The following is a 21863-nucleotide window of genomic DNA, read 5'->3' as shown; positions in this document are numbered from 1 at the left end:
TTATTTTTTATAACCATTGGTCATCACTACATTAACAGTTGATTTATTACATGGGCTACTTCTAGGTTAAATGGGCCTGATTTTAAAGTGATTTCATCATGTATTGGAAGGTCTATTGTATAATGACGCGAAAACCTAAATAAACAATGATAAGGAAGAAAATAATGGTGATTGTCTTTTTTGCATTAGGCTTATTCAATGGCTGTCAGGACAAAGGAGGGACTGAACAATCGGGTGGTTTGCAAACCATTCGGATTGAACATAAAAATCAAACAGAGCTGTTTCTAGAGGATATTGCAGCAAATTACACCAGCATTCCTTTAGAGATGACTGAAGAAAGTTTAATAGGTTATATAGACAATATTGCAGTCTCTGAAAATTTCATTTATGTCAATCATGCAAAAGGTATACTTCAATTTAACCATGCAGGAAAGTATATCAAAAAAATAGGAGAAAATGGGGAAGCTCCGGGAAACTACAGACAGGTAAGGTCCATGATTATTGATCCAAAGGATCAGTCAATTGTTGTTACAGATTATGTATTGAGAAAGAGCTTGAAATTCAATGAGAATGGTAAGTTATTGGCTGAATCTGAAAGTTTGTCATCTCCACCCATTTTTATTACATCAATACCTGAGGGTTATGTGATAATAACTGATGACATTATTAAAGATGAAAATTCGAACATTCTTTCAATTAATAATTTTTTTATTCAGGACAGGGAATTTGTAAAATTAGACAGTTTAAAACCTTTAATGTCGAAGGTAGATAAGTTTGGTGGATCCATTTGGCGTCATCCTTCCTTTATTACACGATCAGATTCCATAAATTATCTATTTTTCCCAATTGGCCCGTTCAATGAACAGATAGAAAAAGACACACTGTTTCAGATAAATGAAAACGGTGATTTTATTCCCCATTTAAAATTCCAATTCTCAGAAAACGTAATCAATGAGGAAGGGAAGAGGGTGTTTTTCATTGAAAAGATTGAAGTCAATGAAGCCTACTATTTGGTGACCTATCATTATGAAGGGAATTATTATCTCTTTGGTTACGATAAGAAAAAGGATAGTTCTTGGCTGGTAAAGGATGGATTGAGGGTAAAGAACCTGGAAGGGCATTATCTTCCAAAGAGAAATGGGATTTCTTATTTAATTACGGAGGGAGTTTCTGAAATAAAAGGTGAAGAACCAAATCCTATTATTCATTTGATTGATTGGGGGAAATAGAAATCTGCTCATTTTATTTCTTACCTACCCATTTCCCTAAAGAAAATACATGTGATCCTAATTATGGAAATTGATATTTAATTAACTTATGGTAAGCCATCTTTTGTTAGGTATTAGTTAATTTGGCTCCTTACGATATGAAAAGACTTTTAGTTTTACTCAGCCTTGTTGTTCTAACAAATATTCCGTTTTCATGTGTTGATGATTGTGGACCTTTTAGTCCCATGGAATCCAAAATCACCAAGTTGTATGTCTTTGTAGGTAGCTTAACTTCTTCTGGTTTCATAGAAACAAAATCTACTGACTTTGATCTAGCGGCCATTCAAATTGGGATTGCTGACCTGGATTATACTGAAGTCATGGCATCCATTGCTCAGCCTCGATTTTCTTTTATTAATGCAGCCATAGCTTGCAGTCCCCGCTTACCTGAACCTACTCAGGCAATTGAATCAATGGTCATCACCTCCGTATCAACTGTGTATGCTCAAGGGAATGAATTCTTGCCTGGGGAGCAACTGAATGAGCTATTTAAATTAAATGGAAACCAATCAGTACCTGAGTATATCACAAAGCAAAAAAGTGATATTGAGCTTTTTGGAAATATTGGCTCAAGTATTAATTTCGAACTATTAGAGCAACCTGATAGTACCATCAATCAAACCTTCACTTTTGAAATTTAATTTTTTGATTTGAGTGAGATGATTGTGAAAAGTAAGGTTTTTGAGGTAAATAGCTAAAATCAGCCTGGTAGTTTTTTCCTACCGGAAAACGAACCATCTAAACCAAAATCACTTTAACCCCTTTTTCTTCGAGCATCTCTACATAATGTGCAGAGAGGTTCTTGTCTACTATAAAGGTGTCTATGTCTTCAAGGTTGGCAATCTTTCCAAAACTCTTTTTACCAAATTTGCTGCTGTCTGCTAAAACAATGGTTTTTTGAGCGGATGCTATCATGATGCTATTTAAATGGGCCTCTAATAAATTGGAAGTGGTCAACCCAAATTCAGGGTCAATGCCATCTACACTGATAAATAATTTGCTGCAGGCAAAATCCTTTATCATATTTTCGGCAAAATGCCCTACTACTGAACTACTGCTCTTGCGTACGACACCGCCCAGTTGTACTACCTCGGCCTCTGGCACATCCAATAATGCCATACTAACATTCATTGCAGCAGTAAGTACTGTGATCGAAAGCGTTTTGGGTATGGACTGAGCAAATGCCAGAACAGTTGTTCCCGAGCCAATTATAATCACATCGTCTTGTTGAAGAAATGCTGTAGCTCTTTTGGCAATGGCATTTTTTTGACTTACCTGGACCAATCTCTTTTCAGTAACAGGTTTGTCATTGACATAGGGGGCAACAGGTGTAGCGCTTCCATGGGTTCTAAAAAGCAAGCCCTTTTCTTCCAGGATTCTAAGGTCTTTTCTGACCGTAACCATGGTCACATCCATTTCCTTACTCAAAGCAGCTACACTTACATAACCCGCTTCCTCAAGCTTGTCTAATATGTGTTTATGTCTTTTAGCAATTATCATAACAGGAGAAATAATAGAGTTCAAATATACAAAATGATTTCCTTTTGTTTCTTTTTATTTCCTTTTGTATTACTTTAGTAATGTAAAATGTTGGCGATGAATAGAAAAGACAGTATATCAAGAATTAAAGACGAAAAGGGGAGTTGGGACCTGGTAATCATCGGTGGTGGTGCTTCTGGGTTAGGCGTTGCATTGGATGCGTTATCCAGAGGTTTAAAGGTCTTATTGTTAGAAAAATCGGATTTTGCTAAAGGAACTTCCAGTAGAAGTACCAAGCTTGTTCATGGGGGGGTTCGTTACCTGGCCCAGGGTGAAATCGGCTTGGTATTGGAGGCCTTAAGGGAGCGAGGTCGATTATTAAGGAATGCACCTCATTTGACGATCAATCAGCCCTTTGTTATTCCTTTGTATACACATTTTGATCGACTAAAGTACGGTTTGGGCCTAAAAATTTACGATTGGATGGCTGGTAGTCTACGACTGGGTAAATCCAAATTTGTGTCCAGGGAAGATACCATTAAAAGGTTGCCACAAATTCGTCAAAAAGGATTAAAAGGAGGTATTCTATACCATGATGGACAATTTGATGATGCGCGACTGGCTTTGGTTATCGCCAAGACCTGTATTGAAATGGGAGGATGCATTCTTAATTATGCAAGGGTCAATAAATTGACAAAAGATGCCTCTGGTACAGTTAGTGGGTTGGCTTTTAGGGATTTAATAGGTAAGCACAATTACGTAGTTTCCGCAACATCGGTGGTCAATGCAACTGGTGTTTTTGCCGATAAAATATTGCAAATGGATAATCCTGAAGCCCGTAGAATGATTCAGCCTAGTCAAGGGATTCATTTGGTGATGGACAGTTCCTTTTTGGGAGGTAATGATGCATTGATGATTCCTGAAACATCTGATGGTAGAGTGCTTTTTGCTGTTCCATGGGAAGGAAAGTTGGTGGTAGGAACTACCGATACTTTAGTGAAAAAACCAAAAATGGAGCCGAGGCCTTTGGCTGCTGAGATTAACTTTATATTGGAAACAGCCAGCAATTACCTGGTAAAACCACCAAAGAGAGCTGATGTTTTGTCAGTATTTGCTGGGCTTAGACCCCTTGCAGCTCCCAAAGAAGGGAGTACCAAAACCAAGGAGATTTCCAGAAGCCATAAAGTTATCATATCAAAAAGTAAGCTGATTACTATCACTGGTGGGAAGTGGACGACTTTTAGGAAAATGGGAGAAGATACCGTCGATGCTCATTTTAAAAATCACAAATTGAGTAAAATTGAAAGTACTTCGGCAGACAAGCATCTCCATGGATACAGTCAGAAAAAAATCAAAGGGCATTTGCAGCTTTATGGGAAAGATGCCAAATTTATCCTTGCCTTACAAAAGGAAAACCCAGCATGGGCGGAACGAATACATAAGGATTACCCCTATACTGGAGCAGAAGTAGTTTGGGCAGTACGAGAAGAGATGGCGCTAAAGATTGAAGATTTTCTTTCCCGTCGTTGCAGGATTTTATTGCTGGATGCCAAAGCTTCTATGCTAATGGCTCCTAAAGTAGCTGCAATAATGGCAGAGGAACTTGGGAAAGATGAAGCATGGATAAGTGAAGAGTTAGAAGAATTTTATAAATTAGCCAGGAAGTATTTAATAAATATCTAAAACCCAATGAACCCAAATAACCAATATCTAATGGCCATGGACCAGGGAACGACCAGTTCAAGGGCTATAATTTTTAATAAAAAAGGGCAGATTGTAGCTACCGCCCAAAAGGATTTTGAGCAATTCTTTCCAAAATCCGGCTGGGTAGAACACGATCCCAAAGAAATATGGTCTTCACAAGCCTCTGTGGCAACTGAAGCCATTACCAAGGCCAATATCACTGCCAGTCAGGTGGCTGCCATAGGGATTACCAACCAGAGGGAGACCACCATACTTTGGGATAGAGAAACCGGTGAACCAGTTTTCAACGCCATAGTATGGCAGGATCGACGTACCGCCGCCTATTGTAATAAGCTTAAGGAAGAAGGTTATTCAGAGCTGGTCCAGAGTAAAACTGGTTTGATCATAGATGCCTATTTTTCAGGCACTAAAATCAAATGGATACTGGATAATGTAGAAGGAGCCAGAAAAAGAGCGGAAAATGGAGAATTGTGCTTTGGCACGGTGGACAGTTGGCTGGTATGGAAAATGACAGCCGGGCAGACCCATGTCACCGACATTACCAATGCCAGCCGTACGATGATTTTCAATATTCATGATAGGCAATGGGACAAAGAATTGCTTGAGCTTTTAGATATTCCTGCAGCCATTTTACCAGAGGTAAAATCAAGTAGCGAAATTTATGGCAAAACTTCTGGCAATTTGCTTTCAGCAAAAATCCCAATTGCAGGAATTGCAGGTGACCAGCAGGCAGCATTGTTTGGCCAGTTATGTACCGAGCCTGGAATGGCAAAAACCACTTATGGTACTGGATGCTTCTTGGTAATGAATACTGGAGATAAGCCCGTTAAATCAAACAATAAACTTTTGACTACTGTTGCTTGGCAAATAGGGGATAAGGTTAATTATGCCTTGGAAGGCAGTGTGTTTATAGGAGGTGCAGGTATCCAGTGGCTTAGAGACGGTTTGGGGATATTCAATGATGCTAAAGATAGTGAGGCCATGGCATCCGGGTTGAAAGACAATGGTGGTGTTTATTTTGTACCTGCGCTTACTGGCTTGGGTGCACCCTATTGGGATCAAGAAGCTAGAGGTGCTTTTTTTGGGATTACCAGAGGCACAACTAAAGCCCATATGGCCAGGGCCGGCTTAGAAGCCATCGCTTTTCAGGTACATGATGTATTGAAAGCGATGGAAAAAGACGCTGGGGAAGAAACCAAGGAATTGCGTGTAGATGGTGGTGCCACCGCCAATAATTTTTTAATGCAGTTTCAGGCTGATTTGAACCAGTGCTCGATTAAACGACCAGAAATAATTGAAACCACTGCCTTGGGAGCAGCTTATCTCGCCGGACTAGCAGTTGGCTATTGGAAAGACATGGATGAAATTAGGAGCTTGTGGAAAGCAGATGAATCATTTGAACCTAAACAAGATGCAAAAACAATGCACTCAACTTTAGCCTATTGGCACAAAGCGGTAGAGCGATCACTAAACTGGATAAACGGGTAACTATGAACGTTTATATAGCTGAATTTATCGGAACCGCTTTGCTCTTGGCCATGGGCTCAGGAGTAGTAGCAAACGTAGTCTTGAATAAAACCAAAGGGCATAATTCAGGTTGGATGGTCATCACAACCGCATGGGCTTTGGGTGTTTTTATTGGAGTGGTGGTTGCAGGACCGCACAGTGGCGCCCACCTAAATCCTGCAGTAAGCATTGGATTGGCCATTGTGGGTGACTTTGGTTGGGAGATGGTGCCAGGGTATGTTTTAGCCCAAGTATTAGGCGCAATGTTGGGAGCAGGTGTTTCATACCTGGTCTATAAAGATCACTTTGACGCAACAGACGATCCAGGGCTTAAGTTTGCCCCATTTGGTACCGCACCTGCAATTAGGAATTTGTCCTCAAACTTCATTTCTGAAGTGATTGGAACCTTCGTTTTGATCCTTGTCATTCTATATTCCACCGGTCCCGTCATAGATGATGGTCAAGGAACTCCCATAGGTTTGGGCTCTATAGGAGCATTGCCTGTTGCCTTTTTAGTTTGGGTGATCGGTCTTTCTTTGGGTGGAACTACCGGATATGCCATAAACCCAGCCAGAGATCTTGGCCCCAGAATCATGCATCAGATACTCCCCATAAAAGGAAAAGGCACATCAGATTGGAGTTACAGTTGGGTGCCTATTATTGGGCCTTTATTAGGCGCTTCATTGGCAGGATTGCTCTTTTTGTTTCTGGGCAACTCAGGTGTATCCTAATGTAATATCAGAAATACGTAGCCCTAATGTTTAAATATAGGATTCAAATGGATACAAAGAGGGGGATTTGTCAAAGAGAGGAGTAAAGGCTATGGTGTAGATGAGCTGCAAGTTAGTAGCTTGTTTAGGTTTATTTGGTTCAAAAAAAATCCGAGGAATTAACCCTCGGATTTTTTTAGGCAAATAGAATCCCTACTCCTTAAATGGATTTTGCGAAACACTGTATGCTAGTAACTTCTTCCCAGGATCTGAATTCTATTAGAATCTAATTTTATAAAGATAAATAGCAGGATCGTAAAGGACCATAATGAAGAGCCTCCATAACTGAAAAAGGGCAAGGGAATACCTACAACAGGAAATAGGCCAATGGTCATGGCAATGTTTATAGTAAAGTGGAATAACAGCAAGCTTACCACGCAATAACCATAAATTCTTGAAAAGCGGGTCTTCTGTCTTTCCGCTAAAAAGACCAGTCTAAGGAGTAGTGTGACAAACAATGCGATCATTACAAAACTGCCAATCCACCCAAATTCTTCTCCTAGGGTACAGAAAATAAAATCTGTATGCTGCTCAGGGACAAAGTCAAATTTAGTTTGAGTGCCTTCCAGGTAACCTTTTCCAAGCAAGCCGCCTGAACCGATGGCTATTTTGGATTGGGTAACATTCCAGCCTACACCTAGGGGGTCAACATCGGGGTCAAACAACACCATGATTCGGTTTTGTTGATGCTCCGGAAGCTTCTCTACCACATAGTCCAGACTTAAGGCATAGACAGCCATGATACATCCCAGAAAAAGAAAGCTTATTGCGTTCTGCCAGGATTTTTTGCTCATGGCTACCAAAATAAGAATAACCACACCGATACTCCCAAATAAATACAGGTTGTTTTCAATGGCCAAGGTAAGGACAGTGAGGCCAGCCAATGCCAGGCCGATGACATAGTACCTTTGTGGCATGCCTTCTCTATAAAGCATGATGAAAAAAGCGCTGTAAACCATAGCTGTACCGGTATCCGGCTGGAGCAAGATTAGCGCAATAGGCAGGCAGATAATTCCTAATGCCTTCATCTGGTCTTTAAGCTTGCTTAGATCAAAACTTGGATTTTCCATTACTTTAGCCAATGCCAGTGCGGTGGCAAACTTGGTGAATTCGGCTGGTTGCAATCTGAAAGCACCAATCTCGAACCAGGCCCGCTGCCCATTTATTTCTTTACCAATAAATGGAGTTAAAAAAAGGATGAGAACAAATATGGCGTATAGTACTAGGCTGAGGTTATGAAAAAGTCGATAATCTGCGACCATGATGATTATGATCAGCAAAATGGCTGTGCCTATCCATACTAACTGTTTCCCGGAGTTGATGGAGAAATCAAAAATGGAGGTAGCATTTTGCTCATCATATACAGCCGCATAGATGTTTAGCCAGCCTATAAAAACCAGCGCGAAATATAGCCCTATGGTTACCCAGTCTATTTTATGTAAATTGGTCTCTTTTTGTCTCACTTAATAAATAAAATCTCCTTTTAGCACATATTCCTCCAATTCCGGCCTTTTAATTTCTCCAGTCAGGTATTTTTCTATTAAAAGACTTGCCGTACTAGCCGCAGCTCTTCCACCCCATCCAGCATTTTCAACATATACTGCAATGGCTATTTTTGGGTCATCTTTGGGGGCGAAAGCAATAAATACGGAATGATCTTCACCGGCAGGGTTTTGTGCAGTACCTGTTTTACCTGCTATTTCTATGTCTTTCATTATTGCTCTGGTGGCGGTACCTGATAGTGCCTCTACCATGGCATTCTGAATCAAGTCAAAATGTTTGGCGTCAATGCCGGAATCTCTTTTTTCTTTAAATCTATCTGGAATTCTGGAAGGATCATCATTGATCGATTTGATCAGATGGGGGGTATAAAAATAGCCTTTATTGGCAAAAATAGCCGCAAGATTTGCCATTTGTAAAGGAGTGACCAACATCTCCCCCTGGCCAATTGACAAGGAGTAAATGGTAGAATACTTCCACCTCCCTTTACCGTAGATCTTGTCATAAAGCCCACTTGAAGGGATGGAGCCACCTTTTTCTCCGTACATGTCTATCCCCAATCGGTTACTCAAACCAAATTTCAAAACGGCTTTTCTCCATTTGTCTAGTCCAATTTGAGTATCCGTATAGGTATTGGAGGAAACTTCCTGATTGATTACTTGCCTGAAGGCCTGGTGATAATAAGGGTTACAAGAATTTCTTATGGCTCCGAATAGATTGACAGGGGAAGGGTGGTTATGACAATTAACCAAAGCTTTATTACAAGTGAAAGTAGTGTTTGGTGTCAATATCCCTTCCTGAAGCCCTATTAGGGATTGGACTATTTTAAAAATTGAACCAGGAGGATAGGTGGCCATGATGGGCCTGTTAAACAATGGTTTTTCTGGGTCACTATTCAAAACAGAATAATTTTGACTGAATTTTGCACCAGTCAAAAGGTTGGGATCATAAGTAGGTGCGGAAATAATGGTTAGAATTTCTCCGGTTTTGGGTTCTATCGCCACAACAGATCCACGTTTCCCTTGCATAAGTAACTCCCCATAGAGCTGTAAGTTCAAATCGATTGTCGACTGAAGATTCTCACCGGGCATAGAAAGTGTGTCGAGGTCTCCATTTTTAAATGCTCCTTTTTCAATACCTCGGACATTGACCAGCTTGTATTTAACACCTTTTTTACCACGTAGTTCATGTTCATAAAAAGCCTCAATACCACTATGTCCTACATAATCACCCTGAACATAATAGCGGCTACTGTCACGTGAAAGTTGAGAACCACTTATTTCACCAATGTACCCCAAAACATTGGCAGCTGAAGACCGTGGGTAAGACCGAACCGAGCGTGTCATCACAAAGAGGCCTTTATAATCAATGAGAAAGTCTTGTACTTTGGCAAAGTCTTCCTTGGATATTTGCTTGATCAAGGGGTAAGGTTTTACCCAAGAGTAATTTTTTGCTGCCGTAAAGTTCTCTATTAAGAAATCTTTTTCTATGTCAAACAAGTTGCAAAACTTGCTGGTGTCTTGCAGGGTAAAATCTTTGGGAATAACCATAAGGTCAAAAACGGGGTCGTTAAAAACCAACAAAGAATTATTCCTGTCATAAACAAGACCCCTGTAAGGATGGTCTACTACACGCTGAATAGCATTTCGCTCTGCTTTTCTTAGGTAACTGTCATCCGTTACCTGAATTAGAAATAACTTACCCAATAAAATCAAAGCAATTACCCCAATTGTAATGGCAACGACTAAAGATCTTCCTGTGAACATTTATACTACCCTTTCTTTTTTGTAAAATATAGCTTGCACGATTGCCCCTAAAAGAAATGTGAACGCCATACTGCTGAATACTCTAATAACGAGAGGGAGGTACAAATCCGTTCCTAAACTGTCAATATAAAAAAATATAAGATGATGAAGAAAGATCAGAGGAAGGCTGTAAAATATATACCAACCCAATCCCATGTTTAATAAAGTAGGGGGAACATTGTCATCATAGCCACCTGTCGGCATTATGGCCTTGATCCAATTGTTGCGAACAAAGGCCAGGAAAACGGTGCTGGCCGCATGAATTCCAAAACTATCATAAAACATATCGATAAATAGCCCTAAGAAAAAGCCAATCAATAATAACCAAATAGTAGGTATTTCGTGTGGAAGACTTAAAAGAAAAAACACGTATAAAAAGCAAAAGGAGTAGCCAAATAAAACCAAATCCTTCAGGATAAAAACCTGAATTAGAAAGTAAAGGCAAAAGCTAAAGCTATACTTGAGTAATTTAACTGTTGTCATTGATTGGGATTCACCATTACTGTTTCCAAACTGTCTATTTCTTCCCGAAGGTCATTTTTCACTAAATACACGAAATTGAGCTTACTAAAATCTGCCCCCAAGGTGATTGTAATATCAAGGTAATTGGTCTCACTTCCATGAGAAACCTCTTTAACAATTCCTATTGGAATGCCTTCGGGGAAAACTGCATTGTAGCCAGAGGTAACGATTTCCAAGCCTGGCTCCACCTTTACATGGCGAGGAACATAAAGCAATTTGGCTTCATTAGAGTTAATTCCATCCCACTTTGTGGATCCAAAAACCTCTGTTTTTTTTATTTTAGATGAAATCAAAAGGTCTGTATGTAATAAAGATATTACCGAGGAGAAATGGTTACTTGTACCTTTTACCCTTCCAATAATACCCTGCTCATTGAATACACCCATTCCTTCTACTACCCCGTCAACTTTTCCTTTATCCAGAGTGATAAAGTTTTGACTCAGATTGATAGAGTTATTGATCACCCTGGCTGACCAAAAGTTGAAATTATTACTAAGGACACTATCTAAAGCGAAGTAGGCAGAATCGGTAACAGGAGTCATTCTATCCAACCGATTGAGAAGTGAAGCATTTTTCTCAGCCAAGGCTTTATTGGTAGAATAGAGCGTAAAGTAAGAGACAAAGTTGTTTTTTGAAGACAATAATCGTCCTGTGAACTTATTGCTACTATTAAAATAGACAGCCCCTTGTGGTGAATTATGCGTGAAAATAATCCCCAATGCCAGTAATTCCAGAATCAGAAAAAGAATAAATGCCCTTAGTCTATATAAAAATAGAAAGATTTGCTGCATTCTTTTTAGGTCATGAGAACAGTTCTGAATTGTTTGATATTTTTCAAGACATTACCAGTGCCTCTTACCACCGCCCTTAGCGGATCTTCTGCAATATGGATCGGTAACTTGGTCTTCTGATGTAACCTTCTGTCTAAACCTTTAAGCAAAGCCCCACCCCCTGTTAGGTGGATGCCATTGTCATAAATATCAGCAGAAAGCTCTGGTGGTGCAATCTCCAATGCTTTGAGTACAGCCTCTTCAATTTTAGAAACGGACTTGTCAAGTGCAAAAGCGATTTCTGAATAGGAAACTTTTATGACCTTTGGTATGCCGGTCATCAAGTCTCTACCTCTAATCTCATAATCTTCCGGTGGATCATCCAGCTCAGTCAAAGCTGAGCCGATGGCTATTTTCACTTTTTCGGCTGACCGCTCACCAATAAGTAAGTTGTGCTGTCTGCGCATATAATCCAGTATATCTTTGGTGAAAGTATCACCAGCCACCCTTATGGATTGGTCTGCCACTATTCCTGAAAGTGCTATAAGCGCAATCTCCGTGGTTCCACCTCCGATATCCACAATCATGGACCCCATCGGTTTCTCTATGTCTATACCTATACCTATAGCTGCTGCTAAGGGTTCATAAATCATGTAGACTTCTTTGCCACCTGCATGTTCACACGAATCTCTAACTGCTCGTTTTTCAACTTCAGTAATGCCAGAAGGGATACAAACTACCATTCTGTGAGATTGAGGAAACATGCCTTTGCTATGCCCAGGAATCATTTTGATCAATCCTCTGATCATTTGTTCAGCTGCATAAAAATCTGCAATAACCCCGTCTTTTAATGGCCGGATCGTCTTGATATTTTCATGCGTCTTCTCATGCATGTTCATGGCTTCGCGGCCAATAGCCAATACTTTATTGGTTGTTTTATCTATAGCGATTATGGATGGTTCATCCACAATTATTTTTTCTTTATGTATAATCAGCGTATTGGCAGTACCTAAGTCAATGGCGATGTCACTTGAGAAAAAGTCGAATAATCCCATTTTGATATTTTCTAAATTAAATGATCCTTGTTTCTTTAAATTTAACACAATTAAATCCGTGTGAATAACCAGGTCTAGCCAATTATCCCAACTTCCGGTGGAACCTGTGAGGTGATTGAATCAGATTTACCCCGAATTAAGCAATAGATATTCTATGATTAATTGGGAAAACTGATTTTTATCCACATCCCCAAATAGGTACTACCACTCATCTTCAATATAGCCTTATTTTAGGTGTTTTCAACACTAAATATGAATCCTATTACCGATTACATAATCCGTGTCTAATTTGTCGGCAATGTAAAAGGAATATTAATGGAAATAGGTATTTTTTCCAGATGAATCACATAAATAATAATCTGGCAATAAAAGCCAAAGCTTATGTCGATTAATGCTTAAAATGTCGAATGCCTGTCATTACCATACTCATGTTATTGGCATCACAATAAGCGATGCTGTCTTTGTCTTTGATAGAGCCTCCTGGCTGTACCACAGCCGATATTCCTTCATTTCCTGCTATTTCCACACAATCAGGGAATGGGAAAAATGCATCAGATGCCATAACAGCACCTTTGAGATCAAAGCCAAATGCCTTGGCTTTTTCTATCGCTTGTTTAAGTGCATCCACTCGGCTTGTTTGTCCCACTCCACTTGAGAAGAGTTGGTCATGGTTGCTGAGAATGATGGTGTTTGATTTAGTGTGTTTACAGATTTTTAATGCAAATACCAAAGCATCTTTCTCAGCTTCACTTGGCGCCAATTTGGTCACTACCTCAAATTGAGCTTTGGTTTCTGTTTTCAGGTCTTTGTCCTGTTCTACAAAACCATTCAACAGGGTTTTGACTTGTTTGGTACCTGCCAAGTTCATTTTTTGCTTTAAAAGGATTCTCTTTTTCTTTCCTTTTAGCAATTCCATGGCATCCTGGTCAAAATCCGGAGCGATAAGTACTTCAAAAAACAATCCATGCATGGCTTCAGCTGCGGGCAAGTCCACCTTTTTATTGGTAATTAAAACGCCCCCAAATGCAGAAATAGTATCTGCAGCAAATGCTTTTTCATAGGCTTCCTTTACAGTGGAACCAAGAGCAACACCACAGGCATTGGTGTGTTTTAAAATAGCGAAAGCAGTTTCTTCAGTGAACTCAGCAATTAAGGATACCGCAGCGTCCACATCTACCAGGTTATTGTAAGACAATTCCTTTCCGTTCAGCTGATCGAATAAGGCTTTAAGGTCTCCGTAAAAACGGGCTTCCTGGTGTGGGTTTTCTCCGTACCTTAAATCTGATGCGCTTTCCTCACTGATTTTTAAAGCAGGGATTTTTTCTTCCCGGTTAAAATAATTGAATATATGCGTATCGTAATTAGAAGATACTTTAAACGCTTGCGCAGCAAAATACCTGCGGTCAGCGGCTGTCAATGCGCCATTTTGAGCCTTTAATTTTTCCTCTAATTCTCCATATTGTGCTTTTGAAGCGATGATGGTTACATCCTTACAGTTTTTAGCCGCTGCCCTGATTAGTGCAATTCCTCCAATGTCAATTTTTTCTATAATATCTGCTTCAGAAGCTCCCGAGGCCACGGTCTCTTCAAAGGGGTAAAGGTCTACTATTACCAAATCTATAGCCGGAATACCATATTCACTGGCTTGTTGGATATCGTCTTCATTTTCTCTTCTATAAAGAATGCCTCCAAATACTTTGGGGTGAAGGGTTTTTACTCTTCCTCCAAAAATAGAAGGATAGCCAGTCAGTTCCTCCACAGGAATTACATCGGCACCTTGTTCTTCGATAAATTTTTGTGTGCCACCCGTAGAATAGATGGTTACCCCCTGGTCTTTTAATAGTTGAATAATGGGTTCCAGGTTGTCTTTATAATATACCGAGATAAGCGCAGATTGTATTTTTTTTTCAGCCATTACGATTGTAATTTATCACATTTAAATCTATCGGGGAATTTTAATTGGAAACAAACCGATAGCGAAGGAAATTATTTGGTATTTACTTTTGAGTATAACTTTATGAAGAGACAAAGTTAGGAAAATCAAGGCATTAAATCAGACTTTCAATGATTTTTGGATAGTATTTATGTTCGAGTACATGAACTTTCTCTGCGATTTGTTCAGGACTGTCATTTTCACCTATAGCTACTGCGGTTTGAAAGATGATTTTTCCCTCGTCATAATTTTCATTGACAAGATGTATGGTGATCCCTGTTTCGCTGTCTCCGGACGCTTTTACTGCCCGGTGCACATTGTCTCCATACATTCCTTTACCTCCATAATTTGGCAATAAAGCGGGGTGAATATTGACCATCAGGTCAGGGAAAGCTTTGATTAGATTACTAGGGATCTGGAGCAAAAAACCTGCCAATACCACAAAATCAATCTGCTGGGTTTGAAGCATTTTAGTGAGTTCACCACTTTCTAATTCTGATTTGGAAAAAACATGGCTTGGAATACCTAGTTTTTTTGCTCTTTCTAGCACAAATGCTCCTTTTTTGTTAGAGGCAATTAAGGCTATGCGGGCTTTTGTAGAACCCTGAAAATGATTTGCTATTTTTTCGGCATTTGAGCCGCTTCCTGAAGCGAGTATGGCAATGTTTTTCACTGTATGATTCGTTTATTCCTGCTGTAAAAATACTAAGTATTCTCTTTCACTACCTCATTTTTTAATCCTGAACCCCAGGTTATTTAGTAGGGAAATGTAGTGCCACCTCTGGGTGCATCGTGTAGAATCTAAATTGTTTGCCGTCATAAACAGGGAAACCGCTGGATTTGTTGTCTCCCATAATTGGATTTTCTGGATATTTTGTCCAGGTCTTCAAATCTTCCGAAACAGCCATGTTCATGGTCCAATCACTCCAATCCTCTAAGGAGGTGGCATGATAGTAGGCATAATAATGGTCCTGGTATTTAATGATTTTATTTACAGCTACCCCATATTTATCGTAAGCTTCAGGGCCAATATGGATTACAGGATCATCCTGCACATTTGTCCATACTTTTCGGTCTTTGGAGGTCGCCAACCAGATGCCTAGATCACCTCTTTCGTAAAACAGATACCAAACCCCATCCTCTACCCAAACAGTAGGTGTGCCATAAGGTCCCTCGCTTATTGGTGAGCCATCCACCTTTTTGATATTAAGGTCTCCTTGGTTTTCCCAATGAATGCGATCAGTGGATGTTAGCATTTTGGCAATGTCGCCTCTTCCTTCGGCAAACATATAATAAACACCATCCTCTTTCCATACCATCATGTCTTCTACCCAACTTTCGCTAAAAATAGGATTGCCTTCATATCTGGTCCATTCGATGCCATCTTCTGAAAAGGCATATCCTAAAATAAGGAACCTATCTTCACCAAACTTATCAAAGCCGGTATACCACATGTGATAGCCGTCCTCTTCTTTCATTATAAATCCCCTTTCTCTGATTCCACTGTCCCATGCACCTTCACTTGCTGCAGTGAAAATTGGGTTTCCTTCGGCTGGACTGAACTTCGTGATTTCGTCAGGAAAGAGTTGCGGTGTTTCTTCAGCAACAGTATTTGAGTGATTGGTTTTTCCTGAGCAGGAGAGCAGGAGAAAAGGCACTGCGAAAAGGACTAAAGCGATGGTATTGTTTTTCATGGTTATAAGTTTTTAATTTCTGGATTTGATTAAAGGAACCCCATACTTAGTATGCCCGTAAGCATAAGTATTTTGGAAATAGTACTCAGTTCAGAGAAATGAGATTTTCGATCTGCTTTGTATATCTTCACCATAAAGGCGATGAAAAATAGACTAAGGCCACCGAAATATAGAAAAAGCAGCGGCTCATTAATTTTGAAAGTAACAAAAAGAATAGCGACTACAAATAGGAAAGCGATTATAAATATAATGTTTTTGGTTTTTCGAAAACCCAATACAATGGGTAAGGTTTTGCAGCCATGTTTCCGATCTCCATTCCGATCTTCAATGTCCTTCAGAATCTCACGTATTAAATTGATGAAAAAGGCAAATATGGCATAGGTGATGATCAAAAGCTCTGATTTTTGATAATAAATGCCAATAATCCAAATGGCAAGCCCGGTCAAAGAAGCTACAGTCAGGTTGCCTATAAAAGGTAGGCGCTTAAGGGTATTGCTGTAAAGCCATAAAAGGAATGCCGCTACAAATGTAATGGCTCCGATTTTTGGATGGACCAATAAGCCAATCAAAATACCAACCACATTCATTACGGTATGAAGGATCATTACCATGCGCCTTTTCATACCTTTACCGATGACTACGGCTTGGGGCCGGTTCACATAATCAATCTTTACATCATAATAATCATTAATCATGTAACCTGAGGCCGTAAGTATGACCGTTGAAATGATCAACAAGTAGAGGTGGTAATCCCGCAAAACCGAAATCCCTTCGTTGGTAGTACCTACCAGAAAGAAGGCTGTCATCAATTGTGCAAAGGCGACCATAAGCAGGTTTTCAGGACGTATGATTTTCATAAATCCACCAAAAGTAAATACAGGAGAAGCCTTTGGATTTTTCATGCTACAAAACTAAGGAGATTAAGTGCAATCTGAACATTTAGAATTAATAAAATACTGATTTTAATAGAGATAACCGATAATGAGTCCATAATTATGGTCAATTGGCATCCATGATATCTTGAGAAATACTTCTATAAATCTCGGCAAGTTGTTCATTATAGCTCAGGTAATCATGGTGGTTTTCTAAGGTGTTGATATCATTTCTTACAGCTGGACCAGTTTGAGCTTCGCTTGCTCCTAATAGAAGCGTTTTATTCATCTGCTCAATGATCAGCGGTTTTAAAATATCAAAATCCAAACCTTGGCGTTTCATTATGGATTCAGCTAATAACACCATATGGTTGGTAAAATTAGCAGCAAATACTGCAGCAACATGGATGGATCTTCTGTCTTTAGATTTAATCTCATAACTTGGTGCTTTGAGACTTTTGCAAATGTTTTTTAAGTTTTTTAAAGTCTTTTTATCCTCTGACTCCAAGAGAAAAGGTACTTCCTCAAAGGATACCTCTCGGCTTTTGGTGAAGCCTTGTAAAGGATAAAGTATGCCTGTGAAATCAGCCGAGCTATAGGATAAAATATTCAGGGGCATGGTGCCACTTGTGTGAACAAGGATACTACGCTCTGGCAAAAGGACAGCTTCTGCAACGTCGGCTATGGCCTGATCACTTACTGCAATGATAAATAAATTGGCATTGCTTTCTGTGAAGTCCAGATGATCCTGTGCCTCTGTTGCATATAGCCTGGAAGACAGTTGACGTGCTTTTTGGATGTCCCTTCCATATACCTCCAGTATTTCATGCCCCGCATTCTCCAAAGCTGACGACAGGTGCCAGGCTACATTTCCCGTTCCGATAATCGCTATAGTAAACTTCATGTCCATAAATTTATAAAAAAATAACCCCTAAAGTTATTTAGGGGTTAAAACTTATTTATTTACTTTTTCTGACATCATTCCAAGCCTTTGGCTTTCATTTTTTGAAACTCGTCAAACCTGCGGAAAATGGCTACAGAAAAACCAATCAACATAATGATCGTACCTAGCCATAATAGGTTGATCATGGGCTTGACAGCAGCTTTCATCACTACATAATCTTTCTGGTAGGTGTTGACCTTAAAGACAAATTTGTTTTCTTCGGGAACGATATTATCGACTTCCACTTTAATGCCCAGGTCATGGTCTATATAATCTACTTTGCCTACTTGATTTCCACGAATTAAGAATACTGGTTTCAATGTTTTCTTTACATCATAGTCCATAATGGTAAGTACTGCCTGAACAGCAATGTCTCCTTCCTCCAAGGGAATCCCATCCATTTCTTTCACTACATCTGCACTCTCAAATTGAGTAACGAAATCATTGATGAAAAACTGTTCACCAGGAGCAGCATTGATAAACTGATCATCATTCCATTCTGGTTCCTCGTAATCATTTATCGCTGACACGTGCGTATAAAGGTCTTTGGTCAAGTATCTTTTTGAATCCGGGGAGGAAATCAAACCCATAGTAGGGTTAGGTTGAGACATGGGATACAATGTGAATTTCTTGTCATCTTCCTGAAAATATTCCACCTTGAAATAAGAATTTTCCTCCAAAACCAGTTTGAGTGTATCCCCTTTTTGGAAATAGACCTTGTCGGCAACTTCAATATTTTTTAAAGCCAGGGCTTCATTTACGCCATCGAGGGATTCCATCGCATCTGCTTTGACATAGCCAGGGACACCTACTACTTTCTTGTACCTTCCTCTGTAGACGACATCATAATCTTTCATCTGTAAAGGCTTGTTGATCCAAAGAAGTACATTTTCTTTGTTCAAGTCATCCTCCCAATCTTTTTTATAAGTGAGGCCAGACATATTGATAGATATGGTATCAGAGTAACCTGAAGAGAACATAATACCTATCAAGATCATGCCCAGCCCAATATGAGCAAGAGACCCTCCTGCCAATTTAAAGGTTTTTCGCTTCAATAATTTCACAAGAATGGTGAAATTGGCTACAATGGTGAACGCTCCTGCAAGAACAATCACGATATAGGTAATGTCATAAACTTTACCAACCGTAATGATAATGGCTGCCAAAACCATGGAGATAATATAAGGCGTGACCAAGGCGTTCTTAAGTTCCTCTTTGGTCATCTTGTTCCACCAGAAATACTGCCCAACACCGGTTAACAGTGCTAAAGCAACCGCAAACCAAAGTTGGAATTTGGTGTAAAACTCTATTTGGTCAGCTGGCGGAGCTAAATTAGACAAGCCACCAAATATTTCAACTATGGCATTGTAAACAGGAATGGAGGTGGGTACAATCACCTGAAAAGCCATCAAGGCAAGCGTGGTGGCACCTATAAAGATCCAAAATTCCCTGGAATATACTGAGGCTTCTTTTTCTGAGGTTGGAATGTGTTTCCATTCTTTAATAGTAAGGAAGATCGCAATGCCCAGAAAGAACAGCATGTAAATAAGTAACTGTCCCGATAATCCGAGATCAGTAAATGAATGCACAGAAGAATCTCCCAAGACACCACTTCTAACCAGGAAGGTAGCGTACAGAACCAGTATAAATGAACTGATCACAAGTATCATAGAAGTTTTTAATGCAGTGCTGCTTTTCTTAAAGGTGATCATGGTATGAATCGCTGCTACCATAATAAGCCATGGAACATAGACGGCATTTTCTACTGGATCCCAGTTCCAATACCCTCCAAAGTTAAGGGTTACATAGGCCCAATAAGCACCCATAATAATACCCATGCCTAAGATCATGGCAGAAAAGATGGCCCAAGGTAAAGCGGGTCTTATCCATTCAGAATAGCGCTTTAAGGTTAATCCTGCCATCAAAAATGCAAAAGGAACCAATGTAGAGGCATAACCCAAAAATAGGGTAGGTGGATGAATAACCATCCAAATATTTTGCAACAAAGGGTTTAGACCAGTTCCATCCTCAGGAACGAAATCTGGATTGATTTGAAATATTGGTGCTTCAGAAACATCGCGAAGCAACATAAAGGGTGAGCTACCTATTTTCAGGTCACCAATAACGATTCCCAGTATCATGGAAACTAAAAATGCTTGAACAAGCATGAACACCAACATGACAGGTCCTTCCCAGAATTTATTGGTATTTATAATGACCAGGCCAAGTACTACATCCCAGAATATCCAAAGAATAAAAGCACCTTCCTGACCTTCCCAAAAACTGGAGATCATATAATGTACAGGAAGCCCTTTTGAAGAATGCGAGTAGGCGTAAAAATACTCAAATCGATGGTTGTATATTATTTCAAAGAGGCAGAAAGCAATAGAAATAGCGGCAAAACCGTGGATGTAGAAAGTGATTCTGCTAAAGTTTTTCCATGATGGTTTATCCAACTCGCTAGCACGGGTGTAATAGAAGTAGGATACTGCTGAGACCAAGGCACTGACAAAAGCCAGAATTACCATAAAGTGCCCCAGATTACCCATAAAGGTATTCGTCATTATAAGGTTCTTTTTGAGTGGATAATAAGACCAGAAGCAATCAAGATGTTGTAGGTTTTACATCAGTTTCCTGGTATTTTGAGGGGCACTTCATTAGTATTTTTTCGGCTACGAACATTTCTTCGGTCTTATAAGTGCCTATGACCACTACTTGCTCTGATCTGATGAAGTCAGCTGGTACAGGTTCATTGTAATAAACTTGTTGTTCTTTACCGTCATTGTCTACCATTATGAAAATAAATGAGGTTTTATCTTCTCCTACCTCTATTCCTTCTACCTCTCCATTTTGTCCTTTTTTCAGTTGCCCTACCACATGAATGGCTTCGGTTTTCCCATTCATGGCCATCGATTTGGCAGTTGAAAAGCTTTCGTAAGTACTGGCATCACCTATTGAAGTGATAATGATTACAATAGCTACCGCTATTATACCCAAGCCTAATATATGTCCTCTTTTCATGACTTAATCGTTATATTTTTTTTCCAACCCACTAATCTTTCTATCTGTTTGTATCACATAAACGAGAATACCACCCAAAACAATTCCAATAATGCTGACTAATACGTAGATTTTTCCTTCTGACCGCATTTTGTCTGCCATATCGACACCTGAATTCTGGTAATCTTTTTCTGTAATTCCAATTTTATCCTGCGCTTTCGCGAAAAAGCTGATTAATAACAGGAAAATAACAATGAACTTTTTCATATTACTGATTGATCAATTTGTCTTCTAATTTTCTTTCCAATCGCCTTAACCTTACCCTTACCGTACTTATCCAGGTTCCAAGAAGGGCCCAGCCGATAATTGCCGGATAGAATACCATCCTTAAGTTGCTGTCCATATCGTAAGCGTTGAATCCGGGGTTGCCACCGTTGCCGGGATGAAGACTATCTGTAAGTCTGGGGAGGATAAATATCAAGGGTATAAATACGGCAAAAGCAAAAATGCTGTAAACAGCACTAATTTTGGCTCTTTGGTAGACGTCTGTAAGGGAATTTCGTAATACCAGATAGGCGAAATACATTAACAATCCTATTGCTGATGCATTGAGCTTGGGGTCGTTGGTCCAAAAATCACCCCAGGTAAATTTGGCCCATACCATGCCTGTAGTAATGCCTATGACGCCAAAAAGTATGGCCCCGTTGGTGAATTCTACGGCCATGTCATCATCTTCAAGTTTTCCTGTTCTAAGATGTCTTATGCCATAAACCACGGCAACGACCAGCATAATTAACATTCCAAACCACATGGTTACATGAAAGAACAATCCTCTGATCGTTTCATTCAGAATGGGAAGCCTTGGCACATCAATCAATAAACCTGCAATTATGGTATAAGCCAGCATTAAAATGGCCAGTATTTTCCACCAATAAGCCTTCATATTCGATAGTGTTTAGTGGGTCAAGTTCTTCCCATTGCTTTCATCCATAGATTAATATCCATAAATGCCTGAATCTTTTACAACAGTGAGTACAGGTGG

At 39.6% G+C, this 21863-nt stretch carries 20 protein-coding genes; 5 read left to right on the top strand and 15 right to left on the bottom strand.

All coding sequences use genetic code 11. From position 1 onward, the window contains the following. Positions 1-146 precede the first annotated feature (146 nt). Complete coding sequence (locus tag AC0L7T_RS25175; protein ID WP_473339293.1) at positions 147-1229, top strand: 6-bladed beta-propeller; 1083 nt, start codon at positions 147-149, stop codon at positions 1227-1229. Between the two features lie 137 nt (positions 1230-1366). Then, positions 1367-1909 (top strand): hypothetical protein, encoded by a 543-nt coding sequence (locus tag AC0L7T_RS25170; protein ID WP_473339291.1) that lies wholly within the window; start codon positions 1367-1369, stop codon positions 1907-1909. 97 nt (positions 1910-2006) lie between these two features. Here the strand turns inward: AC0L7T_RS25170 and AC0L7T_RS25165 are convergent, their stop codons facing one another. Beyond that, the gene (locus AC0L7T_RS25165) at positions 2007-2768 is read right to left on the bottom strand and encodes a DeoR/GlpR family DNA-binding transcription regulator (protein ID WP_473339290.1); all 762 of its coding nucleotides are present in this window, start codon (positions 2766-2768) and stop codon (positions 2007-2009) included. A gap of 96 nt (positions 2769-2864) precedes the next feature. Here AC0L7T_RS25165 and AC0L7T_RS25160 point away from each other — a divergent pair, with 96 nt between their 5' ends. The 3 genes from AC0L7T_RS25160 to AC0L7T_RS25150 are packed head-to-tail and all read left to right on the top strand — an operon-like array spanning position 2865 to position 6688. Beyond that, positions 2865-4430: a glycerol-3-phosphate dehydrogenase/oxidase gene (locus AC0L7T_RS25160; RefSeq protein WP_473339288.1), complete on the top strand. Its 1566-nt coding sequence runs from the start codon at positions 2865-2867 to the stop codon at positions 4428-4430. 6 nt (positions 4431-4436) lie between these two features. Further along, entirely contained in the window at positions 4437-5939 is a 1503-nt protein-coding gene (glpK, locus tag AC0L7T_RS25155; protein WP_473339287.1) for a glycerol kinase GlpK, read from the top strand. Between the two features lie 2 nt (positions 5940-5941). Beyond that, entirely contained in the window at positions 5942-6688 is a 747-nt protein-coding gene (locus AC0L7T_RS25150; RefSeq protein WP_473339285.1) for an MIP/aquaporin family protein, read from the top strand. Between the two features lie 227 nt (positions 6689-6915). Here the strand turns inward: AC0L7T_RS25150 and rodA are convergent, their stop codons facing one another. From rodA to ccsA (AC0L7T_RS25080), 14 genes are all read right to left on the bottom strand, one after another. Beyond that, positions 6916-8190 carry a rod shape-determining protein RodA gene (rodA, locus tag AC0L7T_RS25145; RefSeq protein WP_473339284.1) on the bottom strand — a complete coding sequence of 425 codons (1275 nt, stop codon included), beginning with the start codon at positions 8188-8190 and terminating at the stop codon, positions 6916-6918. Next, the gene (mrdA, locus tag AC0L7T_RS25140; RefSeq protein ID WP_473339283.1) at positions 8191-9993 is read right to left on the bottom strand and encodes a penicillin-binding protein 2; all 1803 of its coding nucleotides are present in this window, start codon (positions 9991-9993) and stop codon (positions 8191-8193) included. Further along, positions 9994-10515, bottom strand: a complete 522-nt coding sequence (locus AC0L7T_RS25135; RefSeq protein WP_473339282.1) for a rod shape-determining protein MreD — start codon at positions 10513-10515, stop codon at positions 9994-9996. It abuts the gene before it with no gap. Then, positions 10512-11345, bottom strand: a complete 834-nt coding sequence (gene mreC, locus AC0L7T_RS25130) for a rod shape-determining protein MreC (RefSeq protein ID WP_473339280.1) — start codon at positions 11343-11345, stop codon at positions 10512-10514. Before mreC ends, AC0L7T_RS25135 begins: the two co-directional genes overlap by 4 nt. 5 nt (positions 11346-11350) lie before the next feature. After that, positions 11351-12379, bottom strand: a complete 1029-nt coding sequence (locus tag AC0L7T_RS25125) for a rod shape-determining protein (protein WP_473339278.1) — start codon at positions 12377-12379, stop codon at positions 11351-11353. A gap of 388 nt (positions 12380-12767) precedes the next feature. Continuing rightward, entirely contained in the window at positions 12768-14294 is a 1527-nt protein-coding gene (gene purH, locus AC0L7T_RS25120) for a bifunctional phosphoribosylaminoimidazolecarboxamide formyltransferase/IMP cyclohydrolase (protein WP_473339274.1), read from the bottom strand. Positions 14295-14427: 133 nt separating this feature from the next. After that, entirely contained in the window at positions 14428-14985 is a 558-nt protein-coding gene (purN, locus tag AC0L7T_RS25115) for a phosphoribosylglycinamide formyltransferase (protein ID WP_473339273.1), read from the bottom strand. 79 nt (positions 14986-15064) lie between these two features. Then, entirely contained in the window at positions 15065-16006 is a 942-nt protein-coding gene (locus AC0L7T_RS25110; RefSeq protein WP_473339270.1) for a glycosylase, read from the bottom strand. A gap of 29 nt (positions 16007-16035) precedes the next feature. Then, complete coding sequence (locus tag AC0L7T_RS25105; protein WP_473339266.1) at positions 16036-16908, bottom strand: geranylgeranylglycerol-phosphate geranylgeranyltransferase; 873 nt, start codon at positions 16906-16908, stop codon at positions 16036-16038. Positions 16909-17005: 97 nt separating this feature from the next. Continuing rightward, positions 17006-17782 (bottom strand): Rossmann-like and DUF2520 domain-containing protein, encoded by a 777-nt coding sequence (locus tag AC0L7T_RS25100; protein WP_473339265.1) that lies wholly within the window; start codon positions 17780-17782, stop codon positions 17006-17008. 74 nt (positions 17783-17856) lie between these two features. Further along, entirely contained in the window at positions 17857-20385 is a 2529-nt protein-coding gene (ccsA, locus tag AC0L7T_RS25095) for a cytochrome c biogenesis protein CcsA (protein WP_473339263.1), read from the bottom strand. 40 nt (positions 20386-20425) lie between these two features. Continuing rightward, positions 20426-20842, bottom strand: coding sequence for a cytochrome c maturation protein CcmE domain-containing protein (locus AC0L7T_RS25090; protein ID WP_473339261.1), 417 nt, complete (start codon positions 20840-20842; stop codon positions 20426-20428). A 3-nt stretch (positions 20843-20845) separates the two neighbouring features. Next, on the bottom strand, positions 20846-21088 hold the full coding sequence (locus tag AC0L7T_RS25085) for a CcmD family protein (protein ID WP_473339259.1): 243 nt from the start codon (positions 21086-21088) through the stop codon (positions 20846-20848). Between the two features lies 1 nt (position 21089). Beyond that, positions 21090-21764, bottom strand: a complete 675-nt coding sequence (gene ccsA, locus AC0L7T_RS25080; protein WP_473339256.1) for a cytochrome c biogenesis protein CcsA — start codon at positions 21762-21764, stop codon at positions 21090-21092. Positions 21765-21863: the final 99 nt, after the last annotated feature.

Source organism: Cyclobacterium sp. 10D3-21 (genome assembly GCF_055809755.1).
Note: the sequence above shows the minus strand (reverse complement) of the source record. Positions and strands in the feature narration are given on the sequence as shown.

What these genes read in the sequence shown, in the direction of transcription:
- AC0L7T_RS25175 (WP_473339293.1), top strand. Translation starts at nt 147, where the DNA reads ATGATAAGGAAGAAAATAATGGTGATTGTCTTTTTTGCATTAGGCTTA.
- AC0L7T_RS25170 (WP_473339291.1), top strand. Translation starts at nt 1,367, where the DNA reads ATGAAAAGACTTTTAGTTTTACTCAGCCTTGTTGTTCTAACAAATATT.
- AC0L7T_RS25165 (WP_473339290.1), bottom strand. Translation starts at nt 2,768, where the DNA reads ATGATAATTGCTAAAAGACATAAACACATATTAGACAAGCTTGAGGAA.
- AC0L7T_RS25160 (WP_473339288.1), top strand. Translation starts at nt 2,865, where the DNA reads ATGAATAGAAAAGACAGTATATCAAGAATTAAAGACGAAAAGGGGAGT.
- glpK (WP_473339287.1), top strand. Translation starts at nt 4,437, where the DNA reads ATGAACCCAAATAACCAATATCTAATGGCCATGGACCAGGGAACGACC.
- AC0L7T_RS25150 (WP_473339285.1), top strand. Translation starts at nt 5,942, where the DNA reads ATGAACGTTTATATAGCTGAATTTATCGGAACCGCTTTGCTCTTGGCC.
- mrdA (WP_473339283.1), bottom strand. Translation starts at nt 9,993, where the DNA reads ATGTTCACAGGAAGATCTTTAGTCGTTGCCATTACAATTGGGGTAATT.
- AC0L7T_RS25135 (WP_473339282.1), bottom strand. Translation starts at nt 10,515, where the DNA reads ATGACAACAGTTAAATTACTCAAGTATAGCTTTAGCTTTTGCCTTTAC.
- mreC (WP_473339280.1), bottom strand. Translation starts at nt 11,345, where the DNA reads ATGCAGCAAATCTTTCTATTTTTATATAGACTAAGGGCATTTATTCTT.
- AC0L7T_RS25125 (WP_473339278.1), bottom strand. Translation starts at nt 12,379, where the DNA reads ATGGGATTATTCGACTTTTTCTCAAGTGACATCGCCATTGACTTAGGT.
- purH (WP_473339274.1), bottom strand. Translation starts at nt 14,294, where the DNA reads ATGGCTGAAAAAAAAATACAATCTGCGCTTATCTCGGTATATTATAAA.
- AC0L7T_RS25110 (WP_473339270.1), bottom strand. Translation starts at nt 16,006, where the DNA reads ATGAAAAACAATACCATCGCTTTAGTCCTTTTCGCAGTGCCTTTTCTC.
- AC0L7T_RS25105 (WP_473339266.1), bottom strand. Translation starts at nt 16,908, where the DNA reads ATGAAAAATCCAAAGGCTTCTCCTGTATTTACTTTTGGTGGATTTATG.
- AC0L7T_RS25100 (WP_473339265.1), bottom strand. Translation starts at nt 17,782, where the DNA reads ATGAAGTTTACTATAGCGATTATCGGAACGGGAAATGTAGCCTGGCAC.
- ccsA (WP_473339263.1), bottom strand. Translation starts at nt 20,385, where the DNA reads ATGACGAATACCTTTATGGGTAATCTGGGGCACTTTATGGTAATTCTG.
- AC0L7T_RS25090 (WP_473339261.1), bottom strand. Translation starts at nt 20,842, where the DNA reads ATGAAAAGAGGACATATATTAGGCTTGGGTATAATAGCGGTAGCTATT.
- AC0L7T_RS25085 (WP_473339259.1), bottom strand. Translation starts at nt 21,088, where the DNA reads ATGAAAAAGTTCATTGTTATTTTCCTGTTATTAATCAGCTTTTTCGCG.
- ccsA (WP_473339256.1), bottom strand. Translation starts at nt 21,764, where the DNA reads ATGAAGGCTTATTGGTGGAAAATACTGGCCATTTTAATGCTGGCTTAT.